Origin of the sequence: Nocardiopsis terrae (assembly GCF_014651695.1) — a bacterium.
Classification (GTDB): domain Bacteria; phylum Actinomycetota; class Actinomycetes; order Streptosporangiales; family Streptosporangiaceae; genus Nocardiopsis; species Nocardiopsis terrae.
Map to the genome: position 1 here is coordinate 588,872 of NZ_BMXJ01000001.1, position 24,057 is coordinate 612,928.

17 protein-coding genes are annotated in these 24,057 nt (G+C 73.3%); 3 read left to right on the top strand and 14 right to left on the bottom strand.

What is annotated here, in order from left to right:
- Nucleotides 1–15: 15 nt before the first annotated feature.
- The 5 genes from IE195_RS02825 to IE195_RS02845 are packed head-to-tail and all read right to left on the bottom strand — an operon-like array spanning nt 16 to nt 7,371.
- Nucleotides 16–1,209 (bottom strand): vWA domain-containing protein, encoded by a 1,194-nt coding sequence (locus IE195_RS02825; protein ID WP_191267765.1) that lies wholly within the window; start codon nt 1,207–1,209, stop codon nt 16–18.
- Nucleotides 1,206–3,497, bottom strand: a complete 2,292-nt coding sequence (locus tag IE195_RS02830) for a DUF5682 family protein (protein ID WP_191267766.1) — start codon at nt 3,495–3,497, stop codon at nt 1,206–1,208. The genes IE195_RS02825 and IE195_RS02830 overlap by 4 nt, the downstream gene beginning before the upstream one ends.
- Nucleotides 3,497–4,618, bottom strand: a complete 1,122-nt coding sequence (locus IE195_RS02835) for an ATP-binding protein (RefSeq protein ID WP_191267767.1) — start codon at nt 4,616–4,618, stop codon at nt 3,497–3,499. The genes IE195_RS02830 and IE195_RS02835 overlap by 1 nt, the downstream gene beginning before the upstream one ends.
- Nucleotides 4,619–6,196 (bottom strand): DUF5691 domain-containing protein, encoded by a 1,578-nt coding sequence (locus tag IE195_RS02840; protein WP_225942574.1) that lies wholly within the window; start codon nt 6,194–6,196, stop codon nt 4,619–4,621. It lies immediately after the preceding gene.
- On the bottom strand, nt 6,127–7,371 hold the full coding sequence (locus tag IE195_RS02845; protein ID WP_191268056.1) for an SWIM zinc finger family protein: 1,245 nt from the start codon (nt 7,369–7,371) through the stop codon (nt 6,127–6,129). Before IE195_RS02845 ends, IE195_RS02840 begins: the two co-directional genes overlap by 70 nt.
- Before the next feature lie 378 nt (nt 7,372–7,749).
- Between IE195_RS02845 and IE195_RS02850 the strand changes: the two genes are divergently transcribed.
- Nucleotides 7,750–9,138 (top strand): cytochrome P450 family protein, encoded by a 1,389-nt coding sequence (locus tag IE195_RS02850; RefSeq protein ID WP_191267769.1) that lies wholly within the window; start codon nt 7,750–7,752, stop codon nt 9,136–9,138.
- Nucleotides 9,139–9,156: 18 nt separating this feature from the next.
- Here IE195_RS02850 and IE195_RS02855 read toward each other — a convergent pair whose 3' ends face one another.
- Nucleotides 9,157–10,128, bottom strand: a complete 972-nt coding sequence (locus IE195_RS02855; RefSeq protein WP_191267770.1) for a TIGR03557 family F420-dependent LLM class oxidoreductase — start codon at nt 10,126–10,128, stop codon at nt 9,157–9,159.
- A gap of 434 nt (nt 10,129–10,562) precedes the next feature.
- On the opposite strand from IE195_RS02855, the gene IE195_RS02860 reads away from it, so the two are divergent.
- Nucleotides 10,563–11,495 carry a dienelactone hydrolase family protein gene (locus IE195_RS02860; RefSeq protein WP_191267771.1) on the top strand — a complete coding sequence of 311 codons (933 nt, stop codon included), beginning with the start codon at nt 10,563–10,565 and terminating at the stop codon, nt 11,493–11,495.
- A 640-nt stretch (nt 11,496–12,135) separates the two neighbouring features.
- Here IE195_RS02860 and IE195_RS02865 read toward each other — a convergent pair.
- The 6 genes from IE195_RS02865 to IE195_RS02890 form a co-directional block, all read right to left on the bottom strand.
- Entirely contained in the window at nt 12,136–13,467 is a 1,332-nt protein-coding gene (locus tag IE195_RS02865; RefSeq protein WP_191267772.1) for an ABC transporter substrate-binding protein, read from the bottom strand.
- Nucleotides 13,468–13,489: 22 nt separating this feature from the next.
- Complete coding sequence (locus tag IE195_RS02870) at nt 13,490–14,584, bottom strand: branched-chain amino acid ABC transporter permease (protein WP_191267773.1); 1,095 nt, start codon at nt 14,582–14,584, stop codon at nt 13,490–13,492.
- Nucleotides 14,585–14,590: 6 nt separating this feature from the next.
- Complete coding sequence (locus IE195_RS02875; protein WP_191267774.1) at nt 14,591–15,442, bottom strand: branched-chain amino acid ABC transporter permease; 852 nt, start codon at nt 15,440–15,442, stop codon at nt 14,591–14,593.
- Between the two features lie 9 nt (nt 15,443–15,451).
- Nucleotides 15,452–16,201 (bottom strand): ABC transporter ATP-binding protein, encoded by a 750-nt coding sequence (locus tag IE195_RS02880; protein ID WP_191267775.1) that lies wholly within the window; start codon nt 16,199–16,201, stop codon nt 15,452–15,454.
- Nucleotides 16,198–17,046, bottom strand: coding sequence for an ABC transporter ATP-binding protein (locus tag IE195_RS02885; RefSeq protein ID WP_191267776.1), 849 nt, complete (start codon nt 17,044–17,046; stop codon nt 16,198–16,200). The genes IE195_RS02880 and IE195_RS02885 overlap by 4 nt, the downstream gene beginning before the upstream one ends.
- A 109-nt stretch (nt 17,047–17,155) precedes the next feature.
- The gene (locus IE195_RS02890) at nt 17,156–19,984 is read right to left on the bottom strand and encodes a helix-turn-helix transcriptional regulator (RefSeq protein WP_229826057.1); all 2,829 of its coding nucleotides are present in this window, start codon (nt 19,982–19,984) and stop codon (nt 17,156–17,158) included.
- 421 nt (nt 19,985–20,405) lie between these two features.
- On the opposite strand from IE195_RS02890, the gene IE195_RS02895 reads away from it, so the two are divergent.
- On the top strand, nt 20,406–21,560 hold the full coding sequence (locus IE195_RS02895) for a carboxylate-amine ligase (protein ID WP_191267778.1): 1,155 nt from the start codon (nt 20,406–20,408) through the stop codon (nt 21,558–21,560).
- Nucleotides 21,561–21,593: 33 nt separating this feature from the next.
- Here IE195_RS02895 and IE195_RS02900 read toward each other — a convergent pair whose 3' ends face one another.
- The gene (locus IE195_RS02900; RefSeq protein ID WP_191267779.1) at nt 21,594–22,571 is read right to left on the bottom strand and encodes a PfkB family carbohydrate kinase; all 978 of its coding nucleotides are present in this window, start codon (nt 22,569–22,571) and stop codon (nt 21,594–21,596) included.
- Entirely contained in the window at nt 22,568–23,854 is a 1,287-nt protein-coding gene (locus IE195_RS02905) for an AGE family epimerase/isomerase (RefSeq protein ID WP_191267780.1), read from the bottom strand. The genes IE195_RS02900 and IE195_RS02905 overlap by 4 nt, the downstream gene beginning before the upstream one ends.
- Nucleotides 23,855–24,057: the final 203 nt, after the last annotated feature.

Genomic DNA, 24,057 nt, shown 5'->3' on the forward strand with positions numbered 1-24,057 from the left:
TGAGACCGCAGGCTCCTACTCGTCCAGGTGCTTCTCGACCCAGGCGTCCAGCGGCTGGCCCTGGATGGCCGCCGCCATCAGCTCCGGGAAGGCATCCGGGGTGCAGGCGAAGGCCGGGACGCCGAGTTCGGCCAGGGCGGCGGCGTTCCGGCGGTCGTAGGAGGGCGCCCCCTCGTCGGACAGGGCCAACAGCACCACCACCTGGACCCCGGCGGACCTCATCGCCGCCACCCTCCGGAGCATCTCCTCCCGGACGCCGCCCTCGTACAGGTCGCTGACCAGCACGAAGATCGAGTCCTGCGGGCGGTCGATCAGCTCCTGGCCGTAGCCGATCGCCCTGTTGATGTTGGTACCACCGCCCAACTGGGTGCCGAAGAGGACCTCGACGGGGTCGGTGAGCTGGTCGGTCAGGTCCACGACCGCGGTGTCGAAGACGATCAGGGACGTCTTCAGGGTGCTCATCGAGGCCAGGACGGCCCCGAAGACGCTGGCGTAGACCACCGAGGAGGCCATCGAACCGCTCTGGTCGACGGCCAGCACCACGTCCTTGTGCACGCCCCGGCTGCGGCGGCCGTGACCCACCAGGGTCTGCGGGACCACAGTGCGGTGTTCGGGCAGGTAGTGCGCCAGGTTGCGGCGGATCGTGGCGTTCCAGTCGATGTCGGCGACCCTGCGCGGACGGTGCGTGCGGGCGGTCCGGTCGATCGCCCCGCGAACCACCGACCGGGTCTTCTGGGCGACCCGCCTCTCCAGGTCGTCGACCACCGTGCGGACGACCGCCCGGGCGCTCTCCCGGGCCTCGGCGGGCATCACCCGGTTCAGGGACAGGAGTGTGCCCACGAGGTGCACGTCGGGTTCGACCGCCGCCATCATCTCCGGTTCCAGCAGGAGCTGGTGCAGGCCCAGCCGGTCCATGGCGTCGGACTGCATCACCTGGACCACCGAGGACGGGAAGTACTCCCGGATGTCCCCCAGCCACCGGGACACCCGGGGCGCCGAACCGCTGAGGTCGGCCCCCCGCTCGTCCGAGTCGGGACGACCCGCCCCGGGGACCCGGTCACCGCGGTTGTACAGGGCCTCCAGCGCCGAGTCCATCGCCTGGTCGGTGCCGGACAGGGTCGCACACCGCGACTCCCGGCCCAGGACCAGGCGCCAGCGGCGAGCCCTCTCGCTCACCGCGGAACCCTCCGTCGTCGCCGCCGCGCTCATCCGCCGCTCCTCTCCAGTAGTGCCGTCACGGCCGCCACGGCGGGGGCCGCGCGCCCGGTGTCGATCGGGCGACGAGTGCGGGGCGGCGCCGCCGCCCCGCCGTCGGCCCTGGCCACGGCCTCGCCGATCTCCTGGCGTTCGGGGCCGCCGAAGGCCCCGAAGGTCCTGCGCAGCAGCGGCAGGACCGCGGTGAACCGGTCCTCGGACAGGCCCAGCAGCCAGGTGTCGACGAGTTCGAGCAGCCGCTCGTCGTGGACCAGGACCAGTCCGCTGCCCTGCAGGAACCCCTCCAGCCAGACCGCGGCGCGGGTGGGTTCGGTACCGGGCGACATCGCCAGCCCCAGCCGTGCGCGCAGCTCCTCGGGTCCGGTGCGGCCCGCGTCCGCCAGGATCCGGTTGGCCCGGCCGGCGATCCGGCCCGGGACGTTCTCCCTGCGGGCCAGTGCCTCCAGCGCCTCCGTCCAGTCCTGGGTGCCCTCGCCGAGGAGGCCGGCGGCGTGGTGGGTGCTGTCGATCGCCCTGGTGAACACAGCCGCCGCGTCGTCGTCCAGCCCGCGCACCGCCGGGGCCAGGCCGACGCACACCCGGGCGAGGAGCCGCCGGGCGACGGTGCGCAACCGAGCCCCGTCGGTGCCGCGCACGTCCCCGTACCTGGCCGCGCGGGCCAGCGGCGGCAGCGCCGACATCAGGTGGGTGATGTCGCTGTCGGTGGCGGCCCGGTCGGTGAGCCGGGCGAGCACCTCGGGCAGCGCCTCGCCGAGTTCGGCGAACAGGCACTGTTCGGTGAGCGCGGTCAGGGCGGGGAGTTCGGCGTCGGCGGCGCTCTCCACCGCCCGGGCGGTCGCGGCGGAGGCGACGGTGGTCCCCCACGGCGCGGCCTCGATCAGCGCCACGTCCATGTCGGGGTCCCAGCACAGCCGCCAGGACTCCCGGAAGGTGCCCCGGGCGACGCCCCCGGAGGCGCGCGGCACGCCCCACTCCACGCCGAGCAGGCGCAGCCGGTGCAGCAGGACGCTGCGTTCGCGCTGGCCGTCCTTGCGCAGGTCCAGGTCGAGGTCGCGCTCGAAGGCCTCGGGTTTGAGCCGGAGCCGTCGCTGCGCGGCCACCAGGTCGCGCTGCAACGGCACCATGGGCGTGTCCGGGGGGACCGAGCCCAGCCGTTCACCGACCGCCATCCGCCCGTGCACCAGGGCGGCCCGGGTCTGTTCGCCCTCGCAGAGCACGGCGGTGACCGCCTCGGACACCTCGTCGATCCCGGCGAGCGGGCGCCCGCGCAGCACGGCGAGGCTCTCGGCGAGCCGCACCCCCTCGATGACGTGCGAGGAGGAGACCGGCTGGCCCTCCTGGCGCAGGATCCGGGCGGCCTCGGTGAGCCACCGGTGGACCGGCAGGTCGGGGGCGGTGAACAGGTGGTGGTACCAGCCGGGTGCCCGCACCCCGGCGCCGTATCCGCTGGCGGCGGCGAGCCGCCCGTGCGTCCACGGCACCCAGGTGGCGGTGGTTCTGACCTTGGGCAGCCCCCTGAGCAGTGCGGTGTCGTCCTTGATCCGGTAGTCGGCCAGGTCGCGCAGGGCGGGCGCGTGCCAGGCCCCGCACACCACTGCCACCCGCTGGTACCCCTCCTTGAGCACGGAGCGCAGCGTCTGGCGCATGTACGCCTCGCGACGCGCGTCCCGCCCGGCCTCGGGGCCGGAGTCGGCGCGGACGGCGGCCATGGCGTCGGCGATCGCGGGAAAGGGCGAGGGCTCACCGTCGCCGCGCTGTTCGACGACGTCGTCCCACCAGCGTTCGGCGTCGTCGTACCCGGCGGCCTCGGCGAGCACCCCGAGCGGGTCGGCGCGGACCCGGGGCGTCTCCTTCGGAGCCTGGTCGACCGCCTCCGGTTCCTCCTCCGGGGCCGACTCGGCGGCCTCCGCACGCGCGATCCGCTCGGCGAGGGTGTGGGCCGCGGGCAGGTCGCAGAAGCGCACCGGAACCCCGCGCCCGTGCGCGTGGACCAGGGCGGCCCACTCCGGGGAGAAGGACGCGAACGGCCAGAACCCCCAGCCCTCCCGGGAACGCACCGTGCCCGCCTTCGGGGTGTCCGACAGGTGCACCAGCAGCGCCACCGGTGGCTGCAGTCCGCCGACCAGGGAGGTGATCGCGTCGGCCTCGGGCGGCCCCTCGATCAGCACGATGTCGGGTTCGAGCTCGGCCAGGGCGGCCCGCACGGCCCGGGCCGAACCCGGGCCGTGGTGGCGTACGCCCAGGACACTCACCTTCGCGGTGTCCGGTCGGGGTCCCGCCATCAGGCGCCCACCTCCCGGCAGGCCCGGTAGAAGTCGCCCCAGCCCTCGCGTTCGCGGGCGACGGTCTCCAGGTACTCGCGCCAGACCACCCCGTCGGACACCCGGTCCTGGACGACGGCGCCCTGGATGCCCGCGGCGACGTCGGCGGGGCGCAGCCGTCCGTCGCCGAAGTGGGCGGCCAGAGCGATCCCGTTGGTGATCACGGAGATGGCCTCGGCGGTACTGAGGGTGCCGCTGGGCGACTTGACCCTGGTGGTGCTGTCCTCGGTGACGCCGGAGCGCAGTTCGCGGAAGACGGTCACCACCCGCTGGATCTCGGTGAGGCTGGTGGGCACCTCGGGCAGGTCGAGGGAGCGGCCGAGCTGTTCCACCCGCTGGGTGACGATGCGGACCTCGTCCTCGGCGCTGTCCGGGACCGGCAGCACCACGGTGTTGAACCGGCGGCGCAGCGCGCTGGACAGGTCGTTGACGCCGCGGTCGCGGTCGTTGGCGGTGGCGATGATGTTGAACCCGCGCCGGGCCTGGACCTCGATGCCGAGTTCGGCGACGGGCAGGGCCTTCTCCGACAGCACGGTGATCAGCCCGTCCTGTACGTCGGAGGGCATCCGGGTGAGCTCCTCGATGCGGCCGATGGAGCCCCGGGCCATGGCGGTCATGACCGGGCTGGGCACCAGCGCGGCTTCGGAGGGCCCCTCGGCGAGCAGGCGGGCGTAGTTCCACCCGTACCGGACGGCCTCCTCGGAGGTGCCGGCGGTGCCCTGGACCAGCAGCGTGGAGTCACCGGAGACCGCGGCCGCGAGGTGTTCGGACAGCCAGGTCTTGGCGGTGCCGGGGACGCCGAGGAGCAGCAGGGCGCGGTCGGTGGCCAGGGTGGCCACGGCGATCTCCACGACCCGGCGGGAGCCGATGTACTTGGGCGTGATCTCGGTGCCGTCGTCGAGGGTGGCGCCCAGCAGGTAACGGGTGACCGCCCACGGGGACAGGTGCCACCCCGGGGGGCGCTGGCGGTCGTCGGCCTTGGCCAGCGCTTCGAGCTCGGCGGCGTAGGTCTGCTCGGCGTGGGGCCGCAGAGCGGAACCGGAGCGGAGGTCTCCGTTGGGGGCGGCGGCGGAGGTGGTCAACTAGAGCTCCCTGTGCATGTCGAGCCGGAATCGGAGGGTTTTGCGGAGGCGGAGGTAGGCGGCTTCCTCCTCCGCGCGGGGTGGTTCCCCGGGTAGGAGGTCGAGGTGTTCGGGCGGCATCCGTCCGGCGGCGGCCTCGCAGAGGAGCCGGTAGCCGCGCGGGTCGCCTCGGCCGTGCGGCTCGGCCGGGGCCGCCAAGCGGCGGACGACCTCCTCGGAGAGCTCCCGGGTCCACGGGGCGCCGACCGCGAGGAGGATCTCGCCCAGTTGCGGGGGTTCCTCCCCGGAGCCGATCGCGGCCAGGACCCGGGCGCACCGTTCGGTGACGGGCAGCGGGGCGAGCAGGGCCCGCAGCCGCTGCCGCTGCGGGTGCTGGGCGCCGGGGCGGACCAGGTGGGCCAGCCCGGACCGGGGGTGGTCGAGCACGGCCCGGGTCCAGTCGGGGTCGGCCTGGACGCAGGCGGCGTCGGCGAGGGCCTCGTACAGGTCCTTCTCCTGCTCGGCGAGGGCCAGGACGCCGACGGGGCCGGTGTCCAGCAGCCCGGTCCACACGTCCAGCGGGGTGTGCGTGACCAGGACGCGGCTGTGCTCCCAGCGTTCGTCGCGGGACTGCGACCGGTTCCCCGGTGCGGCCAGTGCAAGGTCGCGCAGCAGGTCCGTGCGCCGGGGGTCGGTGGCGGTGACCTCCACCGGGCAGCGCGGGGTCGCGTCGAGCCGCACGTGTTCGCGCAGGTAGCCGCGGAGCCGGTGGGCGTGGGCGCTCTCCGGGAGCCGGGTGAGCAGGGCCAGGGCGAGGCCGCGCACGTTGGCGCCCCGGTCGTCCAGGGCCGCGTCGAGCAGTCCCGCGTCGTCGGGGCCGAGGTTGACCGCCAGGGCTTGGAGGAGGCCGCGCCGTTCCTCCCCCCGGCTTTCCCGGGGCCAGGCTGCGGTGAGCAGGGACCGGGCGGCCGCGGGGTCGGTGGCGCGCAGGGCGAAGAGGGCCCTGCGGCGTTCGGCGGGGGTGCCGTCGTTCCAGGCCGCGTCGGAGTAGGTGTCGGTGGGCAGGGGTTCGCCGGCGACGAAGGACCACGTCCTGTTGAAACCGGCCAGCCAGGTGCCCCGGTCACCGACGACGGTGGCGACGGCGGAGCGCAGTCCGCTGTCCCGTGCGGCGCGTTCGAGCAGGTCGGGGATCTGGGCGTGGTTGACCCTGCGGCCGGACCGGGCGGCGTGGGAGAGCCATTCGGGCAGGAGTTCGGAGCGGTCCGTGAGTATGGCGTCCAGTCGGCGGGTGGCGGCGGGGCCGGTCTCGGGGCGCGGGTCGGGCGCGTCGGGGGTGACGGGTTCGGCGGTGTGCGCGGTGTACCCGGCGCGGGCGCGCACGGTGTCGAGGGCGGCCAGGTCCAGCAGTGCGGCGGCGCCCCGGCCGGGGCGGCGGGGCAGGTCGGGCAGGTCCGGGACGGGGCGGCGGGAGGTGCCGACCAGTGCGGTGGAGACCAGGCGGCCCCAGGAGGGGGTGTCGGGGTGGTTCACAGGGCGAGGGCCTTTCCGTCGGCGTCCCACACGGTCATCGGGGCCAGTCCCGTGACCGGCGACCATTCGGCGGCGACGGTGGCGGGGCGTCCTCCGGTGGCCGCGAGGAGCCGCCACAGTTCACCGGTCTCCATCGGCAGGGATGCCCCGGTGGGGTCGGCCAGGTGCCAGCCGTCGGCTCGGGCGGGGACCGCGTTCTCCAGGACCACGGGCCAGGCCTCCAGCCAGGGGTCCTGTGCCAGGGCCGCCGCGTAGGAGTCCAGTGCCTGGTCGACGGTGCCTCCGGGCGGCGGCGAGGCGGGGCGTTCGGGTGTCCGGCCGACCCGGACCGCCCTGCGCCCGTCCGGGTGGAAGGCGAGTTCTCCGTCGGTTTCGGTGCCGCACCGGAACGGGGAGTCCGGGGCCTGGGCAGGCCGGGCGTAGGTCAGGGAGAGCGCCCATCGGCCGGTGGCGGACCCGTGCAGCCACGTGCGGCGGCTGCGCATGCCGTCGGGGGTGAGGCCCTCCCGGCTGCCGAGGACCCGCCAGGTGTCCCGGACGCGCTCACCGGAGGCCAGGACCTCCTCGGTGCGGGTGCTGATGCCCGCCCGGGACCGCACCACGGCGCGGAACCGGGCGTCGGTGCCGTCCTCGGCGAGGTAGCCCTCGACCAGCAGGTGCAGCAGGCCGAGGCGTTCCAGGAGGCGGTCGGGCCAGCGGTCGCCTCCGTTCTGGGGCAGTTGGGTGACGAGGGAGGCCGCGCCGCCCGCCTTGGCGTCCACCAGGCGTTTGGCCATGCGGTCCCAGTGGTCGTAGCCGAGTTCGGGGGCCCCGGCGAGGCCGCCGTCGACCTGGTCGCGCAGCCACAGCCGGAGCTCCTCCAGGCCGGCGGTGACCGCGCGTTCCCTGGCCCGGAGGGTGGCCGCGGCCCGTTCCGGGTCGACCGGGGCGGCGGGGGTGCCGTTCACCGCGCGTTCCTGACGGGCGTGGCGGGCGGAGAGCCACGCGGCGACCCACTCGGGCCGGTCCCGTCGGTCGGCGACCGCGCCCCGGCTCCACAGCGCGAGCAGCGCGAGGACGTGTTTGCAGGGGATCTTGCGGCTGGGGCAGCTGCACTTGTAGGCGGGCGCCTTCTCCCCGTCCAGGTGCGCCGCGGCCAGGTACGGTTTGGCCCCGCTCCCCTCGCACTCACCCCAGACGGCCAAGCCGCCGCCGTCGGCGGGGACCACGCCGCTTCGGGGCCACGAGCCGGCCCCGGCCACCTTGAGGGCGGCCTTGCGGGACGAGGGGTCCGGAGCCAGATCCCAGACTTCGTCGGTACTCCATCGATCGCTCACACGGATAACCCTAGGGAGCACCACTGACAATCCGGGGCCTTCGGGACACCGGCCGGGGCGGCACAGAAAAGAAAAACAAACATCCCGCCCAAAAGGGTCACGCCCATAGTAGGCGCGTGTTGAAAAAGCGCCGACGGGAATCCTAGAATGCCTCGATCAGGGCGGCCCGATCCCCGACCGCCGCACCGCTCCGGCCACGACGCGCCCCGCTTCCCCTTTCCGGTCACCACGGCAGCGCCACGTCTCCTCGAAGGGAGGGAAGCGGTCCCCGCGAACGCCGTTCCGGGGGTCCGTGCACCCGAGATGACCACGACCCGGCACGACCAGGGGGACACCGCCCCCGCCTCCGCCCGGGGCTGCCCCGGCGACGTCACCCGCCTGTACGGCACGACCCCGCCCGGCGGCCGCGACGCGCTGTGGGAACGGCTGCGCGAACAGCACGGACCCGTGGCCCCGGTGGAGCTGGAGCCAGGCGTGCACGCCTGGCTGCTGCTCGACTACCAGGAGAACCTCACCCTCCTCCAGCAGCCGCACCTGTTCTCCCGGGACACCCGGCACTGGCGCGAGGCGGTCGAGGGCCGCGTCGACCTCGCCAAGACCCTCCCGCTGATGTCCTGGCACCCCAGCGCCCTCTACGCGGACGGTGCCGAGCACGCCCGGCTGCGCACCCCCATCATGGACGCTCTGGCCAGGGTCGACATGACCGAGGTCGCCCACACCGTGCGCCTGCTCGCCGACGAACGGGTGGACGCGTTCACGGCCGCCGGCGTCGCCGACCTGATCGGCGAGTACGCCGGACGGCTGCCGGTCCTGGTCGTCAACCGGCTCTTCGGGCTCCCCGACAGCTACGGGCACATGCTCGGCGACCTCACCACGGACGTGTTCGGGGAGGACGCGGCGCGCGCCGACGACGCGATCACCCGGATGCAGCAGTACTTCGCCGGTCTGGTGGCCCGCAAGGCCGACAAACCCGGCCCCGACCTGGCCACCTGGATGCTCGAACACCCGGTGGGGCTGGCCCCGGACGAGGTCGCCTACCAAGCGGCGCTCATGGTCAGTGCCAGCCACATGCCCACCACCCACCTCATCGGCAACACCATGCGGACGCTGCTCACCGACGACCGCATCCGCTCCGCCCACGCCGACGCGCGCCTGTCCACCCATGACCTGCTCGACCACGTCATGTGGACCGACACCCCCTTCCAGATCCTGGCCGGACGGATCGCGCTCCAGGACGTGCGGATCGGCCAGGCGCGGATCCGAGCGGGCGACGCCCTGCTGGTCGGGATCGACGCGGCGCACCGCGACCCGGCGGTACGCCGGGGCCCCGCCGACCCCGGCACCGGAGCGGCCGTCGGAAGCCGCGCCCACCTGGTGTTCGGCGCCGGGCCGCACAGCTGCCCGGCCCGGGGTCTGGGCCGCCTGGTGGCCTCCACCGCGGTGGACGTGCTGCAGGAACGGCTCGGCGGACTCCGACTCGCGGTGCCCCCGGAGGAGCTGCGACTGGTGCCCTCCGCGTTCCTGCGCGGACTGCGGGAGCTGCCGGTCACCTTCACCCCCGGCAGCCCGGTCGGCCGCGGCTCCGCGCCGACCCGGCAGACGGCCCGGGTTCCCGCCGTGGCCGAGGAGGAACAGCCCCCCGAGGACCTGCTCGGGAGGTTGCTCAGCTGGTGGCGCGGCCTGGGGCGCTGACCGCCCGGGCGGGCCGCCTCACCTCAGTGCCTGCTCCATGCGGCAGATCTGTTGCGCCAGCTCCTCCTCGAAGAAGGTGAAGAAGCCCTCCGGGTCGGGGCCGGCGTTGATCAGGACCAGGTGGTCGAACCCCGCGTCGACGAACCCCTGAACCGCCGCGAGGTGCCGTTCGGGGTCGGGGCCGTACCCGAACGCGTCGGCCATGTCGCCGGAGTCGATCAGGGCGGTCGCGGCCTCGAAGTTCACCGGGTTGGGCAGCTCCGACTGCACCTTCCAGCCGGTGAGTCCGAAGCGGAACAGCTCCCGGGCGGATTCCAGGGCCTTGTCGTCGTCCGGGGCCCAGGCCAGCGGGACCTCGCCGTAGCGGGGGCCGGCGCCGCCCGCCTCGTGGTACGCGCGGGTGAGTTCGGCGTCGGGTTCGGTGGCGAAGAGCCCGCCCCCGGCCTGGGCCGCGAGCTCGGCCGCGCGGGCGCCCCCCGCTGCCACGGCGATCGGGGGCGGCTCCTCCGGCAGGTCGAACACGCGCGCGTCCTCCAGCACCAGGTGCCGTCCCTCGTAGGAGTGGTAGCCGCCGGACCACAGCAGGCGGATGATCTCGATCGCCTCGCGCAGCATCTCGTGGCGGGTGGTCGCGTTGGGCCATCCCCGGCCCACCACGTGCTCGTTGAGCCGCTCGCCCGCGCCCAGCCCGAGGGTGAAACGGCCGTCCGAGAGCAGAGCGGTGGTGGCCGCCGCCTGGGCGACGATCGCGGGGTGGATCCGCAGGATCGGGCAGGTGACCCCGGTGACCAGACCGATCCGCTCGGTGCGTTCGGCGATCGCGGCGAGCATCGACCACACGAACCCGGAGTGCTGGTGGCTGAACAGCCACGGATGGAAGTGGTCACTGATCTCGACGAAGTCGAAGCCCGCCCGTTCGGCGCGTACCGCCTGCTCCACGATCTCGCGGGGCCCGTAGCCCTCGGCGAACAGCTTGTAGCCGACCTTCATCCCGACCCCCGTCAGGTCTGCCGCGGCCTCCGGGACCGGAGGCCGTCCTGTCGCTCTCCCGCCGTCCCCCGTCGCAGGACTCAAGGGTTTCGACGGGCTCGTTCCCGCCCTGCCCGGGGGCGGGTCAGGGGAAACACCGGAGCAACCCAACCGTCACATACCAGGACATAGCAGACAGATCTCCGGGTCACACCGCCCAGAGTGACCGCCCCTCCACGGAGAATCGAAAGCCATTCACCGATGCTGAACAGGGGCGTTATCAGCACTGGTGGTTCAACGGATGCACGTTCACACGATCGACTTCATAGTCGAACCCACGCCCCATAAGGACGACCGAGAAGAAGGAACTTTCCGGTCACCCCCCTTTATGGGGACCCCGGTCCGCGGAAACACTGAATTCCGTGGATTCCCGCTGCACGAGAAAAGGAAAAGACGTGCGAACAGAGAATCCCCCCTCCCCCGTCTCCCCCAAGGTTCCGCGAAGCCGCTCCTGGCTCTCCGGGATCGCCGCGAAGTCCGCTCTGGTCATCGGGCTCTCCCTCTTCGGCGCCGGCGCCGTCGTCGCCCCGGCCCAGGCCGCCAACCCGCACGAGCGCGGCCCGGACCCGACCGAGCGAAGCGTCACCGCCTCCCGAGGCCACCTCGACACCGACACCACCAGCGTCTCCTCCTTCGTGAGCGGCTTCGGCGGCGGCACCATCTACCACCCCACCAACACCGACGAGGGCACCTACGGCGGCGTCGTGATCGCGCCCGGCTACACCGCGAGCTCGACGTCCATGTCCTGGTACGGGCACCGCATCGCCTCCCAGGGCTTCGTGGTGTTCACGATCGACACCAACACGCGGTACGACCAGCCCGACAGCCGCGGCCGCCAGCTGGACTCGGCGCTGGACTACCTGGTCGACCGCAGTGACGTCAGAGGCATGGTGGACGAGGACCGCCTGGCCGTGATGGGCCACTCCATGGGCGGCGGCGGCACCCTCGCGATCGCCGAGGACCGGCCGGAGCTGCGCGCGGCGATCCCGCTGACGCCGTGGCACCTCCAGAAGCGCTGGGGGGACCTGGAGACCCCGACCCTGATCATCGGGGCCGAGAACGACTCCGTCGCGTCGGTCCGCTCGCACTCGATCCCGATGTACGAGAGCCTGGACAGGTCCCTGGACAGCGCCTACCTGGAGCTGCGCGGCGCGAGCCACTTCGCCCCGAACTACTCCAACACGACCATCGCGAAGTACAGCATCTCCTGGTTGAAGCGGTTCGTGGACGATGACGTGCGCTACGACCAGTTCCTGTGCCCGCCGCCCCGGACCGGGTTCGGCACCGACTTCTCCGACTACCGGGACACCTGCCCGCACGGCGGCTGATCATCCCGGCCCCGCTCACGGCGGCGGCCCGGAGGGACTTCTCCCTCCGGGCCGCCGCCTTCTTCGTGTTCCGCCGCGTCCTCGTGCCCGAACCGGGGAACGAGGAACGCGGGGGACCAGCGCGTCCGACACCGTTCGGGACGCGCGCAGTACCGGGAGAGCACCACAGGGCACTCCCGCACACTGTTGAGGAACGGTTCACCGGATCCGCCCCTTCTCGGGACGGACCCGCCGCCGGCGCGGTCCCGAGCGCGAGACCTGTACCGGGGGTCAGGGCCCTCGGGGACGGAGACCACGAAGGCGCCGCCCGCCCCGCCCGGCCCCGGCCCCGGCCGGAATCCCGTCCCGTACGGGGGCCCGGTCGGAGACCGCCGGGCGGGGTCCGTGCCCCCGGTACACATCGCGCGAGGGGTGCACCGACCCGGAAGGCGTCGGCCGCAAGAGCCCCGGCAGGGCGGGGTTCCCGCACGACGGACACCCAGCCGGCCCCGAGGCCGGGGGCCGCCCGTCACGGCCACGCACACGGCGGCGGCCCGGAGGGGATCCCTCCGGGCCGCCGTTCCTCTCGTGCTCCGCCACGCCCTTCGGACACCGGCGGGGTCGTGACCGGCCGGTCGTGACCGTGTCAGTCGTGACCCTTCTAGTCGTGGAAGGGGAGCTCCTCCGGGGAGAGCCGCTCGAAGTCGGTCTCCTCGATGGGGCCGCCCTCGCGGTCAGTCACCCGGGCCTCCTGGACCATCTCGATGTTGCCGCCCGCCTCGTACTGGACGACGTACACGCCCTGGTGCCCGCCGTGGTCACCCTCGCTGGAGGAGAACGGCGTGTAGCCGGGCCCCTGCCACTCCTGCGTCTCCAGGGCGTCGATCAGGGCCTGCCGGGTGAGGTCCTCACCCGCGGACTTCAGAACCTGGGCGAACATGACGGCCTGGGTCATGCCGAAGATGTGCGTGTTGGTGAGGGCAGCGCCGTCGCCGTCGCCGTACTCGTCGTAGATCGCGATGAAGAACTGTCCCCAGTCGTCCTCCTCGTCCTCAACCCGCGGCATGTAGCTCGTGATCAGCATTTCGTCGAGGAAGGCGTCGGCCGGGACGTCCTCGGCGTCGGAACCCTCGGTGAACTCGGCCAGCAGCGCCTGCAGCGTCGCGGTGTCACCGCCGATGCTGGAGACCACCCACTGGGGCTCGTAGCCGATCCGGGCGGCTTCGAGCATGGCGAGCGCGGTGAAGGTGGGGATGCAGGAGCAGACGACCACCTCCGCTCCGGAGTTCTCCATCTCCGCGATCTGCGAGCTGAGGTCGGGGACCTCCGACTCGTAGTGCTCACGGGCCACGACCGCGTCGCTGAGGTACTGGTCGAGACCCGCCTGGGAGTCCTCACCGATGTCGTCGTTCTGGTACAGGTAGCCGACGTTCTGGTCGGGGAAGTTCTCGGCGATGTACTCGCCCTGGATCTTCGCTTCCTTGGTGTAGTCGGTCTGCCACCCGTAGGTGAGCGGGTGCTCCTCGGTGTTGTTCCAGGCCAGTGCGCCTGAGGACGGGAAGACGTCGGGGACGCCCTCCTCGTTGAGGTAGTCGAGGACACCGCTGTGGGTGGGTGTGCCCAGGCCGCCCACCATCGCGAAGATCTCGTCCTCGATGACCAGCTGGCGGGTGACGTCGATGGTCTGGGACGGGTCGTAGGCGTCGTCCTCGACCCGGTAGTCGATCTCCCGGCCGTTCACACCGCCCTGGGCGTTGACGTAGTCGAACACGGCGGCCGCCCCCTGGGAGACCGCCAGGTAGCCGGGCGCCGCGGGCCCGGTCAGGGGCTGGTGGGAGCCGATGACGACGCTGTCGTCGGTGACACCCGGAGCGATGTCCAGGTCGGCGTCGGCGCCGTCGGTGACCTCGCCGGCACCGGTGCAGGCGGTGGCCAGCATGACCAGGGCCAGCCCGGAGGCCAGAAGGGCCCGGGTTCCACTGCGTGTACGCATGGTCTTCTCCTTTACTAGGGGGTCAAGAGGAGTTGCTGCGGGCTCGGAGACGGGCTCTGAGGTTCTGGAGGGCCCCGTGGACGCCCAGGGGCCAGAAGCGCAGGACGAGGATGAGAACGATGCCGAAGAACACGATCGGCAGGTTGTTCTCGGCGTCGCGGGTCATGTTCAGGGAGCGGGCCAGGTCGGTGGCCCAGATCTCCAGGTAGACGATGGCGACCGAGGCCCAGAGGGCGCCCCACAGGCTGCCGATGCCGCCGAGGACCAGGGCCGCGAGCAGGGTCAGCGAGAGCACCAGGGTGAAGCTGCTCGGGGTGACGGTACCGAGCACGTAGGCCTGGAGCCCTCCGGCCAGACCGCCGGCGGCGGAGGCGATCACGAAGGCCACCACCTTGGTCTTGCCGACGGGGATGCCCGCCATCGAGGCGGCGGTCTCGTCGTCGCGGATGGCGCGCATCCGGCGGCCGAGCCGGCCGGCGGAGACGGTGGCGAGCAGGGCCAGGCCGACGACGACCGTGGTCCACACGACCAGGGTCCGCCACTCGCTGGTGGTCACGAGGCCGTCGAGGAAGGGCGGGACTCCGGCGGTGCGGATGTTCAGACCGTTGCTGCCGCCGAGGAAGTCGTGGTAGCGGTGCGTGAGCCCGGGCAGTCCGACGGCGAGGATGAGGGTGGCGCCGGCCAGGTAGGGGCCGTGCAGGCGCGCGGTGGCGGCGCCGACCGCGACACCCGCCACGATCGAGACCAGGACGATGATGCCGAGGTTGGCGACGATCGGCAGTGTCGGCTGGTGCAGGACGAGCAGGGCCATCGAGTAGGCGCCGATCATCATGAACGCGCCGTGGCCGAGGGAGACCTGGCCGGAGCCGCCGACGAGCAGTTGAAGGCCCGCGATGGCGAGCATCGTGTACCCCACCGCGGCGATCCGCAGGGCGGTGAGGTCGCCGGTGGCGAACAGCAGTCCGGTCACGGCGGCGAGCCCGAGGGCGGCCAGCAGCAGGTGGCGGGCGGGCAGGGGCAGCGCTCCCCAGCGGGAGGTGCCCGGGGTCCGGGGCGGGGTCGTTCCGGCGCCGGAGGCGGCGGGGCGCTCTTCGCGCTGTGTGGTGGGCGAGGTCATGACTGGCTACACCTTTCGCGCGGTCGGTCGGGACAGGATGCCGTCGGGGCGCACGCTCAGGACGATGACGACGATGGCGAGAGCGGTCAGGGTCGCCAGTTCGGGTCCGACGTAACCGGACACGTAGGACATGCCGAGGCCGATGAGCAGGCCGCCGATGACGGCGCCGAAGGGGTTGTCCAGTCCGCCGACCACCGCCGCGGTGATACCGAAGACGAACACGACGTCGAAGACGTTCGGCGAGATGAACGGCGGCCCGGCGAGCATGCCCGCGAGGGCGCCGATGAGGGAGGCGATGCCCCAGCCCGCGGTGAGCATCATGCCGACCTTCACTCCGCTGAGCCGGGCGGCCTCGGGGTGGAAGGCGGCGGCGCGCATCCGCAGCCCGAGCGGGGTGAACCGGTACAGGGCGAACAGCAGCAGGGCGGCGATGCCCACGGACACCAGCGCGAACACGTCCGAGGGGGCGAAGCGGCCCACGTAGCTGAACGCGTAGCCGAAGCTGTGCTGTTCGTTGCCCCAGATCATGCCGACCCCGCCCTGGACCACCAGGAGGAGGCCGAGGGTGACGATGATGGCGTTGAGCTGGGAGGTGCGGGCGATGGGCCGCACGACCACGCGTTCCACGAACGCGCCGACGAGCAGACCCGTTCCGAGGGCGGCGGCGAAGCCGATCCAGTAGGAGCCGGTGAGCTGGGTGACCGTGTAGGCGGCGTAGACCGACAGCAGGGCGAGGGCCGGCTGGGCGAAGTTCACCAGCCGTGTGGCCTGGTAGATGATGACCAGGGCCAGCGCCAGTGCCGCGTAGGCCGCCCCGGACGCCAACCCGTTGAGGGTCAGGGTGATGAAGTAGTTCATGGGTCTCCCTCAGAAGCCGAGGTAGGCGTGGCGCGTACGGTCGTCGGCCAGGAGTCCGTCGGAGGGCCCCTCCGCGGCGACGCGTCCCTGGTTGAGGACGAAGCCGTGGTCGGTGACGGACAGGGCCCCGGCGGCGTTCTGCTCGACGAGGACGACGGTGAGGCCGGTCCGGTCGCGCAGGTCGCGCAGCAGGCTGAAGATCTGTTTGGTGATCAGCGGCGCGAGACCGAGCGAGGGCTCGTCGAGGAGCAGCACCTTGGGCCTGGCCATGAGCGCGCGGCCGATGGCGAGCATCTGGCGCTCACCTCCGGAGAGGGTTCCGGCGGGCCTGGACCGGCGTTCCACCAGGGGCGGGAAGAGGTCCATGACCTCGTCGAGCGTGGTGCGGTCGCGCCGGTCGGAGCGCCACAGGGCGCCCAGGCGCAGGTTCTCCTCCACGGTGAGCTCGATGATCACGCCGCCGCCCTCGGGAACGTGGGCGAGGCCCCGGGTGATGACCTTCTCGGTGGGCAGCCGGGTGATGTCCTCACCCGCCAGCCGGACCTTCCCCGAAGTCGCCCGGTGCAGGCCGGTGAGGGTGCGCAGCAGGGTGGTCTTGCCCGCGCCGTTGGCGCCGAGGACGGCGCACAGGCCGCGTTCGGGCACGTTCAGGCTGACCTCGTCGAGGGCGCGGACCGCGCCGTAGGAGGCGCTGAGGCCCTCCACGCTCAGGAGCGTCTCGCCGGTCTGCGGGGTGCTGTTCAGCGGTGCGTCGCTCATCCGGCGGCTCCGTTCCCGTTGCCGTGCGTGGGTTCGACGGCGGCTCGGCCGCCTCCCGAGGCTTCTTCGGAGGCGGGTGTGCCCAGGTAGGCCTGGGTGACGGCGGGGTCGGCCCGGACCTGCGAGGGGGTTCCGGAGGCGATGACCTTGCCGAAGTTGAGGACCACGATGTGGTCGCAGACCTCCATGACCAGGTCCATGTGGTGTTCGACGAGGACGACCGCCATGTCCTGACTGAAGCCGCGGATCTGCTTGGCGAGGGTGTCCATCTGCTGGCCGGAGAGCCCGCTGGCGGGTTCGTCCAGGAGCAGGAGTTCGGGTTCGCCGACACAGGCCCGGGCGAGGGCGACCTGCTTCTGCACGCCGTAGGGGAGGGTGCCGGGCAGGCGGAGGGCGTGCTCGGCGACCCCGAAGCGTTCCAGGGCGGCCATGGCGCGCTCCCTGAGTTCGCGCTCCTCGCGGTGGTGCCTGCCCAGGCCGCTGATGAGGGAGAACGCGCCGCCCCTGGCGAGGCGGTCGGCGCCGACCATGACGTTCCCCAGGACGGACATCATCGGGAAGAGGTTGAGGCCCTGGAAGGTGCGGGCGATCCCGGCCCTGGCCAGGTGGTGCGTCCGCTTTCCGGGCGGCGGCGCCCCCTTCCAGGAGATGGTTCCGCCGGTGGGGCGCAGCACCCCGGACAGGACGTTGAAGAGGGTCGTCTTGCCGGCTCCGTTGGGGCCGATGAGGCCGACGACGGAGCCCGGCTCGACCTGGAGTCCGACGTCGTCGAGCGCCGTGAGCCCTCCGAAGCGCACGGTCACCCCGTCCGCTCTCAGGAGATGTTCCGGTGCGGTCGTTGTCATGACTGCCTTTCTCTCGGTTTCGACCAGAGAACCCGTACCGACCAGTTGGTATGACCCTGTTGGTATGAAGGGGCGCCGTCCGCCTCGTCGCGGCCGGCCCCGGGGTGGTTCAGTTCAGAAGACGGGCCAGGTCCACCCGGGACCTGATGTTGAGCTTGCGGAAGATGCCCCGCAGGTGGTGCTCCACGGTGCGGGGGCTGATGAACATGTGCGCGGCCACCTCGCGGTTGGTCGCGCCCTCGGCCACCAGCCGGGCGATCTGCTGCTGTTGGGCGGTGAGCTCCCCGGTCGCGGGGGGCTCGGGGCTGCGCTCGGCGGTACCGATGGCGCGCAGCTCGGCGCGGGTCTGTCGGACCCACAGCCGGGCACCGAAGCGCTCGAAGGTCTCCAGCGCGTCGTACAGGTGCTCCCGGGCCCGTCCGGGTAGGCGGGCCCGACGCAGGAAGGCGCCGAAGAGCAACTGGGTGCGTGCGTGTTCGACGTCGTCGTCTCCGCAGGCCCGGTGCAGGGCCAGCGCGGTCTCGAAGTGGTCCGCCGCCTCGTCGCCCGTCGCGAGCAGGGCGTCCCCGCGCGCGGCCAGGGCCAGCGCGCTCGGACTGTCCACGGCGTCGGCCCAGCCACGGTATCCGGCCTGGGAGGCGCTCGCCCACTCGGTCTCACCCATGCGGACCGCGGCCTCCACGAAGTGCGGGGCGGTGAGCAGGCGCATGGTGGGGTGGCCGTGCCCGGGGCCGGCGTGCACCAGGGAGCGCAACCGGAAGAAGGCCTCGGCCGCGTTGCCCCGCGAGAGCTCCAGGACCGCCAGGGCCCAGGCGGCCAGGGCGGCGGGCAGGCCGAGGCTGTTCTCCCCGGCCTGGGCGGTGACCGCCCGCGCCCGGATCCGGCAGGTGTCGACGTCGCCCTGGATGGCGGCGATCATCGCCAGCGAGGCCAGGTGCTGGGTCGCCCAGATGGACTGTCCGGACTCGCGGGAGGAGCGCAGGCCGGTCAGCGCGGTCCCGGCGGCCGAGGGGAAGCGTCCGCTCCAGAACTCGGAGAAGACGAGGAAGGCCAGGGCCGAGGGGACGAACGAGTGCTCGCCGCGGGAGCGGGCGGCCTCCACAGCGCGGGCGGTGATGGTGCGGACGTAGGGCGTGTCGGCCAGACGCAGACCGCAGATGCCCGCCCACACCATCTCCGAGGGCTCGTTCATCTCGTTCGAGAGCCGGACGGCCTCGCGCAGCAGCGGGGTCGAGTTCACGTAGTCGCCCCGGAAGGAGACCGTGCACCCCTCCAGGTAGGCCGCTATCAGCCGCATCGAGGCCGAGTCGTCCGGCCTGACCAGGGGGACGGCGAGATCCGACGCCTTCCTGTGGCGGACCGGATCGCCCGCGTAGGAGGCGCTGTCCGCCGACCGCACCAGAGCGCGCAGGGCCAGGTTCCGGTCGTGCGGGACGAGGTCGCGGCCCACCTGGTACAGCCGTTCCGCCGCGTCGATCGCGTTGCAGTCCCGCATGTCGAACTCGGCCTCGATGAGGGCGACGGTGGCCCGGCGCCGGTCCGAGACCGCGAGCGGCCGGGCCTGGCCGAGCAGGCGGGCTGCGCGGGCGGAGTCGCCGGCGACGTAGGCCTCGTAGGAGGCGGTGGCCAGACGGCAGGTGCGTTCGTCGGGGTCGGGGGTGAGCGCGGCGGCGCGCTCGTTGGTGTGCGAGGCCGGAAGCGGACCTTCCAGGCGCTTGGCGCGCCGGGCGGCGGAGGCCACGTCGTCGGCGAGCACGGCGTCGGGGGCGTCGGCTCCGCAGACGGTGTGCCGGGCGAACTCGACCGGCGAGTACTCGCGGTCGGTCACCCCGGCCAGGGCGCGGTGGGCTTCGCGCAGCCGACCGGCCGGGGTGCCCTGGGCGATGGCCTTCCGCAGGAGGGGGTCGACGAAGACCACGGCGTCCCCGTCCACCCGGACCAGGCCGCGTTCCTCAGCCGGCTCCAGGGTCGCGACGGACGTGCCGGGCCCGCCCGCGGCGTCGAGCAGCCGGTGGACCCGGGGTTCGGCGGCCAGCGCCGCGAGCAGGAGGATCCGCCGCGTCTCCTCGGGAAGCTCCCGGTAGGGGGCGAGCTGGGCCGAGCGCAGACGGGAGGTGAGGGGCAGCGGGTCGGGCAGGGGCCGGTCGCCCTGGACCTGCTCCGTGGTCAGGGCCGACAGGAAGCCGAGGACCGCGGCGGGGTTGCCGTGGGCGGCGAGGACCAGTGCGGCGCGGACCGAGGAGGCCAGGTGGGCGGGGGCCCGGTCGGTGAGGACGTCGTGCACCGCACGGTCCTCCAGGGGGGCGAGCACGTGTTCGGTGACCCCCGGGACCAGGGCCGTGTCGGCGCCCTCGCCGCGGCCGACCCCCTCCGGGGCGCCGGTCCGCCGGGGGCCGACGGGCTTGCCGCGCCCGGCGCAGGCGGCGAACACGGCGGCGACGTGGGTTCCGGTGAGCCGCCGGGCGACGAAGGCCAGGGCGTCGAGGGAGGCGCCGTCGAGCAGGTCGGCGTCGTCCACGCACAGCAGGAGGGGCTGCTCGGCTCCGATCAGGGAGAGGAGTTCGAGCAGGGAGGTGTAGAGCGCGAACCGGTCGGTGTCGGCGACGCCGCCGCGGGTGAGGGCCTCACGGAGGAGGTCCCGCCGAGGCGCGGAAAGCCGGTCGAGCGCGGGTTCGACGGGACGGAGGAGGCGCTGGAGTCCGGAGAGGGCGAAGTCCGCCTCGTCAGCGACCCCGGCCACGTGCAGGACGGTGAAATCACCTGCGGTGTTGCGGGCGTCATCGATGAGGACGGTCTTGCCGTGGCCCGGAGCGCCCGTGAGGAGTACGGACGCGCCTCGGCCGGACCTCGCGTCGCCCAGGGCGTCAGCGAGGATCCGTTGTTCGGCGTTCCGGCCCCGGAGGCGTACTCTCGGGTGCTCCGCGTACCTTTCTGTCACGTTGATCACATTCGCACAGCTCGCCCCTGTTACGGCAGGTCTCTATGGTCACACTGGTCGTTTCACCGATACCCGCACGGAGTCGCACACGGTACTCGCGCGGTGGGACTCCGGAGCCCTCGGGACACCCGCCGCCAGAGGCGCCGAGGGCGCGGAACCCGGTATCCACCTGCGCTTCCGGCTCCCGGGGGAGTGACCCCGGTCACCACCGAACCTCCGGCGAACACCCCTGACGGCCCGCCATCCGGCCTCACCCCAGTTATCAAGACGTTACGTGCGTGCAACACCTCACCCGCGAAACCGGCAAACCGTACATACAGCCCTCCGGATAGCTTTTTGTCCTCCTGGGGACACTGTCCCGGCCGTCCCGCACGGGATATCCAGTGCGGGACGCACTGGATCGGACAGCCGGAGGACCCGCATGGAGAACTGCTCCCTGACAGCGGACGAGAGCACCGTCCCCGTCGGCACCGCGAACCGACCCCTCACGTTCGGTGTGGAGGAGGAGTTCTTCGTCGTGGACCCGCGCACGCGCCGCATCCTCTCGCGGGCCCCCGACGTCCTGGCCCGCACCCGGGTCCTCGGAGCCCACCTGTGCGGTGAGTTCACCGGCGCCCAGGTGGAGGCCAACAGCCCCGTGTGCACCACCGCCGAAGACGCCCGCGCCTTCCTGGAGAGCGCACGGGGCGAACTCCGCCGAGCCGCCGGCGACGCGGGACTGGCCGTGGCCGCCACCGGCACCGCCGTCCTCGGCGACCCCGGCGCGGCCGCGGTCAGCAAAGGCCGCCGCTACGCCGACATCGCCGCCTACTTCGGCGCACTGCGCGACGCCCACGTGGTGTGCGGCTGCCACGTGCACGTCGGCATCCCCGACCGGTCCACCGCCGTGGCCGTCAGCGACCACCTCCGCCGGTGGCTTCCCTTCCTCGTCGCCCTCTCCGCGAACTCGCCCTTCCAGTCCGGCCGGGACACCGGCCACGCCAGCTGGCGGACCGTCTCCTGGAACCGCCTCCCGTCCGCCGGTCCGCCGCCCCTGCTGCGCACCCTCACCGGACACGAACGCGCGGTCCGGGGGCTGGCCGCCAGCGGGGCGATCCTGGACCGGCACATGGTCTACTGGGACATCCGCCTCTCCGACCACCTGCCCACCCTGGAGGTCCGGGTCGGCGACGTGGCCGCCACCGCCGAGGAGGCCCTGCTCTTCGCCACCCTCACCCGGGGGCTCGCCGCCCGGGCCCTGGCCGACGTGCGGCACGGCGTTCCCGCCCCCGAGCTCAGCGGCCAGACCCTGCGGGCCGCCGTGTGGCGCGCGGCCAGGGACGGCCTGGAGGGCGTCGTGCCCGACCCGCTGACCGGCGAGGCCCTGACCGCGAGCGCCGCGATGGAGCGGATCCGCAGGGCCGCCTTACCCGGCCTGGCCCTCACCGGCGACACCGACCTGGTGTCCTCCCTGCTCGACCGGGTCCTGACCGCCGGGTCGGGCGCGGCCCGCCAGCGCTCGGCCTACGCGCGCAGGGAGCGGATGAGCGACGTGGTGGACCACCTCGTCGCCCAGACCGGTGAGGGGCTGCGGTGAGCGCCGTCCGCCCCGGCGCCCAGCGCCCCGGAGCTAACCGCCCCGGACCGGCCCCGCGGCCAGCTCCGCCGCGGTGGGCGGGTCGGCGCCCTCCCTGGTGACCGTGTGCGCGGCCACCGCGGCCGCGTAGGACAGCAGGTCCGCCAGAGCGGCCCCGGTGAGGCCGGTCAGGCGGCTCCGGGGGTCGGATCCCAGCCGTCCGTCCAGGTCCAGGCGGTGGAGCAGGGCGCCCATGAAGGAGTCGCCGGCCCCCACCGTGTCCACGACCTCCACCTGCGGAACGGTGACCGAGGCCGTCACCCCGTGGGAGAGGGCCAGGGCACCGTCCCCGCCGAGGGTGACCACGACCAGTGCCGGACCGAGAGCGGCGAGGGCCTGCGCGGCCTCCGCGGGCGTGCGCCCCGGGTAGAGGAAGTCGAGGTCCTCGTCGCTGGCCTTGACCACGTGCGCGTGGGCGGCGTGGTGCAGGGCCAGGGCGCGGGCGGCGTCCGGATCGCCGACCACGTCCTGCCGGATGTTGGGGTCGAGGGTGACGGTCACCCGCCCCCGGTCGTGTTCGCGCCGCAGCAGCGCCCCGATCCGGGAGGCCCCGGGTTCCCGGAACAGGGCGATCGAAGCCGCGTGCACGGCCCTGACCCCGTCGCCCAGGGACTCCGGTAGTTCTCCCGGGCCCCACCGCCAGTCCGCCGCGTCGTCCATCCGGAAGTCGTAGCGGGCCGAACCGTCCGCGGCCAGCGTGGCCAGGGCCAGCGCCGACGGCTCCGGCGCGGTGACCAGACCGGAGGGGTCCAGCCCCTCGGCCAGGAGGCGGTCGCGGATGAGGCCGCCGAAACCGTCGGAGCCGATCCGGGCGAGCAACCGGGTGGGCAGGCCCAGCCGTGCCGCGGCCACCGCCGTGTTGGCCGGGCCTCCCCCGGGGGCCGCACGTAGGATGCCGGGCCCGTGCCCGGTGGGCAGCAGGTCCATGACGTTCTCCCCGACCACGACGAGTCGGGCCGATCCGGCGCTCATGCCGTCTCTCCGTTCTGACGCGCGGCGGGCAGGGCCGCCGCGATGGAGCCCGCGAGTCCGACCTGGGGCAGGAGCGCGGCCTGGTAGGCGTGGTAGACGTCCGGTTTGCCCGCCCACACCGACCCCGAGGGCTGGTTGGCCGGGTCGAGTTCGTGCCGCCAGCTGCCGTGTTCGCGGTCCACGTGGAACCGGTCCGCGTAGGACCACCAGCGGTCGTAGTGCCCGGTGTAGGCCTCGTCCCCGGTGCGCCGGGCCAGCGTCCACGCGGTCATGGTGGCCTCGGCCACCACCCAGTGCATGCGCTGGCGCACGACCGGCCGGTCCTGCCAGTCCAGGGTGTAGGCGAACCCCTCCGCTCCGTCGACCGCCCAACCGCGGCGGACGGCGTTGGCGAAGAGGAGTTCGGCGTCGCCGAGCAGCCAGTCCGGGGCGCTCTCCCCCGCGCGCTCCAGTGCGAGTTCGAGGTGGACGAGGAGACGGGCCCACTCCAGGAGGTGGCCGGTGGTGCTGCCGAACGGCCGGAACGGGTGGTCGGGGCGGTCCCGGTTGTAGTCCGGAAGCGGCTTCCAGTCCGGGGTGAAGTGTTCGGGCAGGCGCCAGTCGTGCGCGGCGGCCACCCCGTGCACCAGGCGTTCGGCGACGGCCAGGGCCCTGCGGGTCCAGAGGGCGTCCCCGGTGGCGTCGGCCGCCGCGAGGAACGCCTCGACGCAGTGCATGGCGCTGTTGGCCCCCCGGTAGGGCTCGGTCGCGCTCCAGTCCGCGTCCCAGCTCTCCCGGACGCAGGCCGCCTCCTCCTCCCAGAAGTGCTCGTCGACCACGCGCAGGGCCTCGTCGAGCAGTCCGCGCGCGCCGGGGCGATCGGCGAGGACGGCGGAGGACGCGGCGAGGACGACGAACGCGTGCGGGTAGGCGGACTTGTCCGGACGCTTGCCCCCAGCTTTATGGGAGCGCTCCCGAAGCTCGTTCGCGCCAGCCCCCTCCGGCACCTGGTCGAACCATCCGCCCAGGTCGGCGTCGCGCAGCGGCCCGGAGAGGGCGGCCAGACCGTGGTCGGCGAGCTTCGCCGCCCCGGCGTCGCCGCGCAGGTGCGCGAGGGAGAACACGTGCGTCATGCGCGCGGTGATCCAGGTCTCGGTCGGGCGGTCGGGCTCCACCTCGCCCCGGGCGTCCAGCCAGCCGAACCCGTCGGGGACGGCGGCCCCCGCGGCGAACTCGACCAGATGCCCCTCCTGAGCCCGCAGCCAGGCGGGATCGCCCGGTACCGGGTGTGTCGATGCGGTCAAACCAGTGCCTCCTCGGGAGTCGTTGCGCGCGTAACCGTATCCCGTGCCCGACCCTCCGGGGAAGGCCGAGGTGCGCCGTTGACCGGCGCGAAGGCGGGCCCCGCCCGGTTGCGGCGCCGCCTCGTCCAGTGGTTACGTCTGTCCGGGCCGCCCCGGAGGCGCCCGCGTCCGAGCGGCCACCGAGTCGGGGCGCCCACACCGCC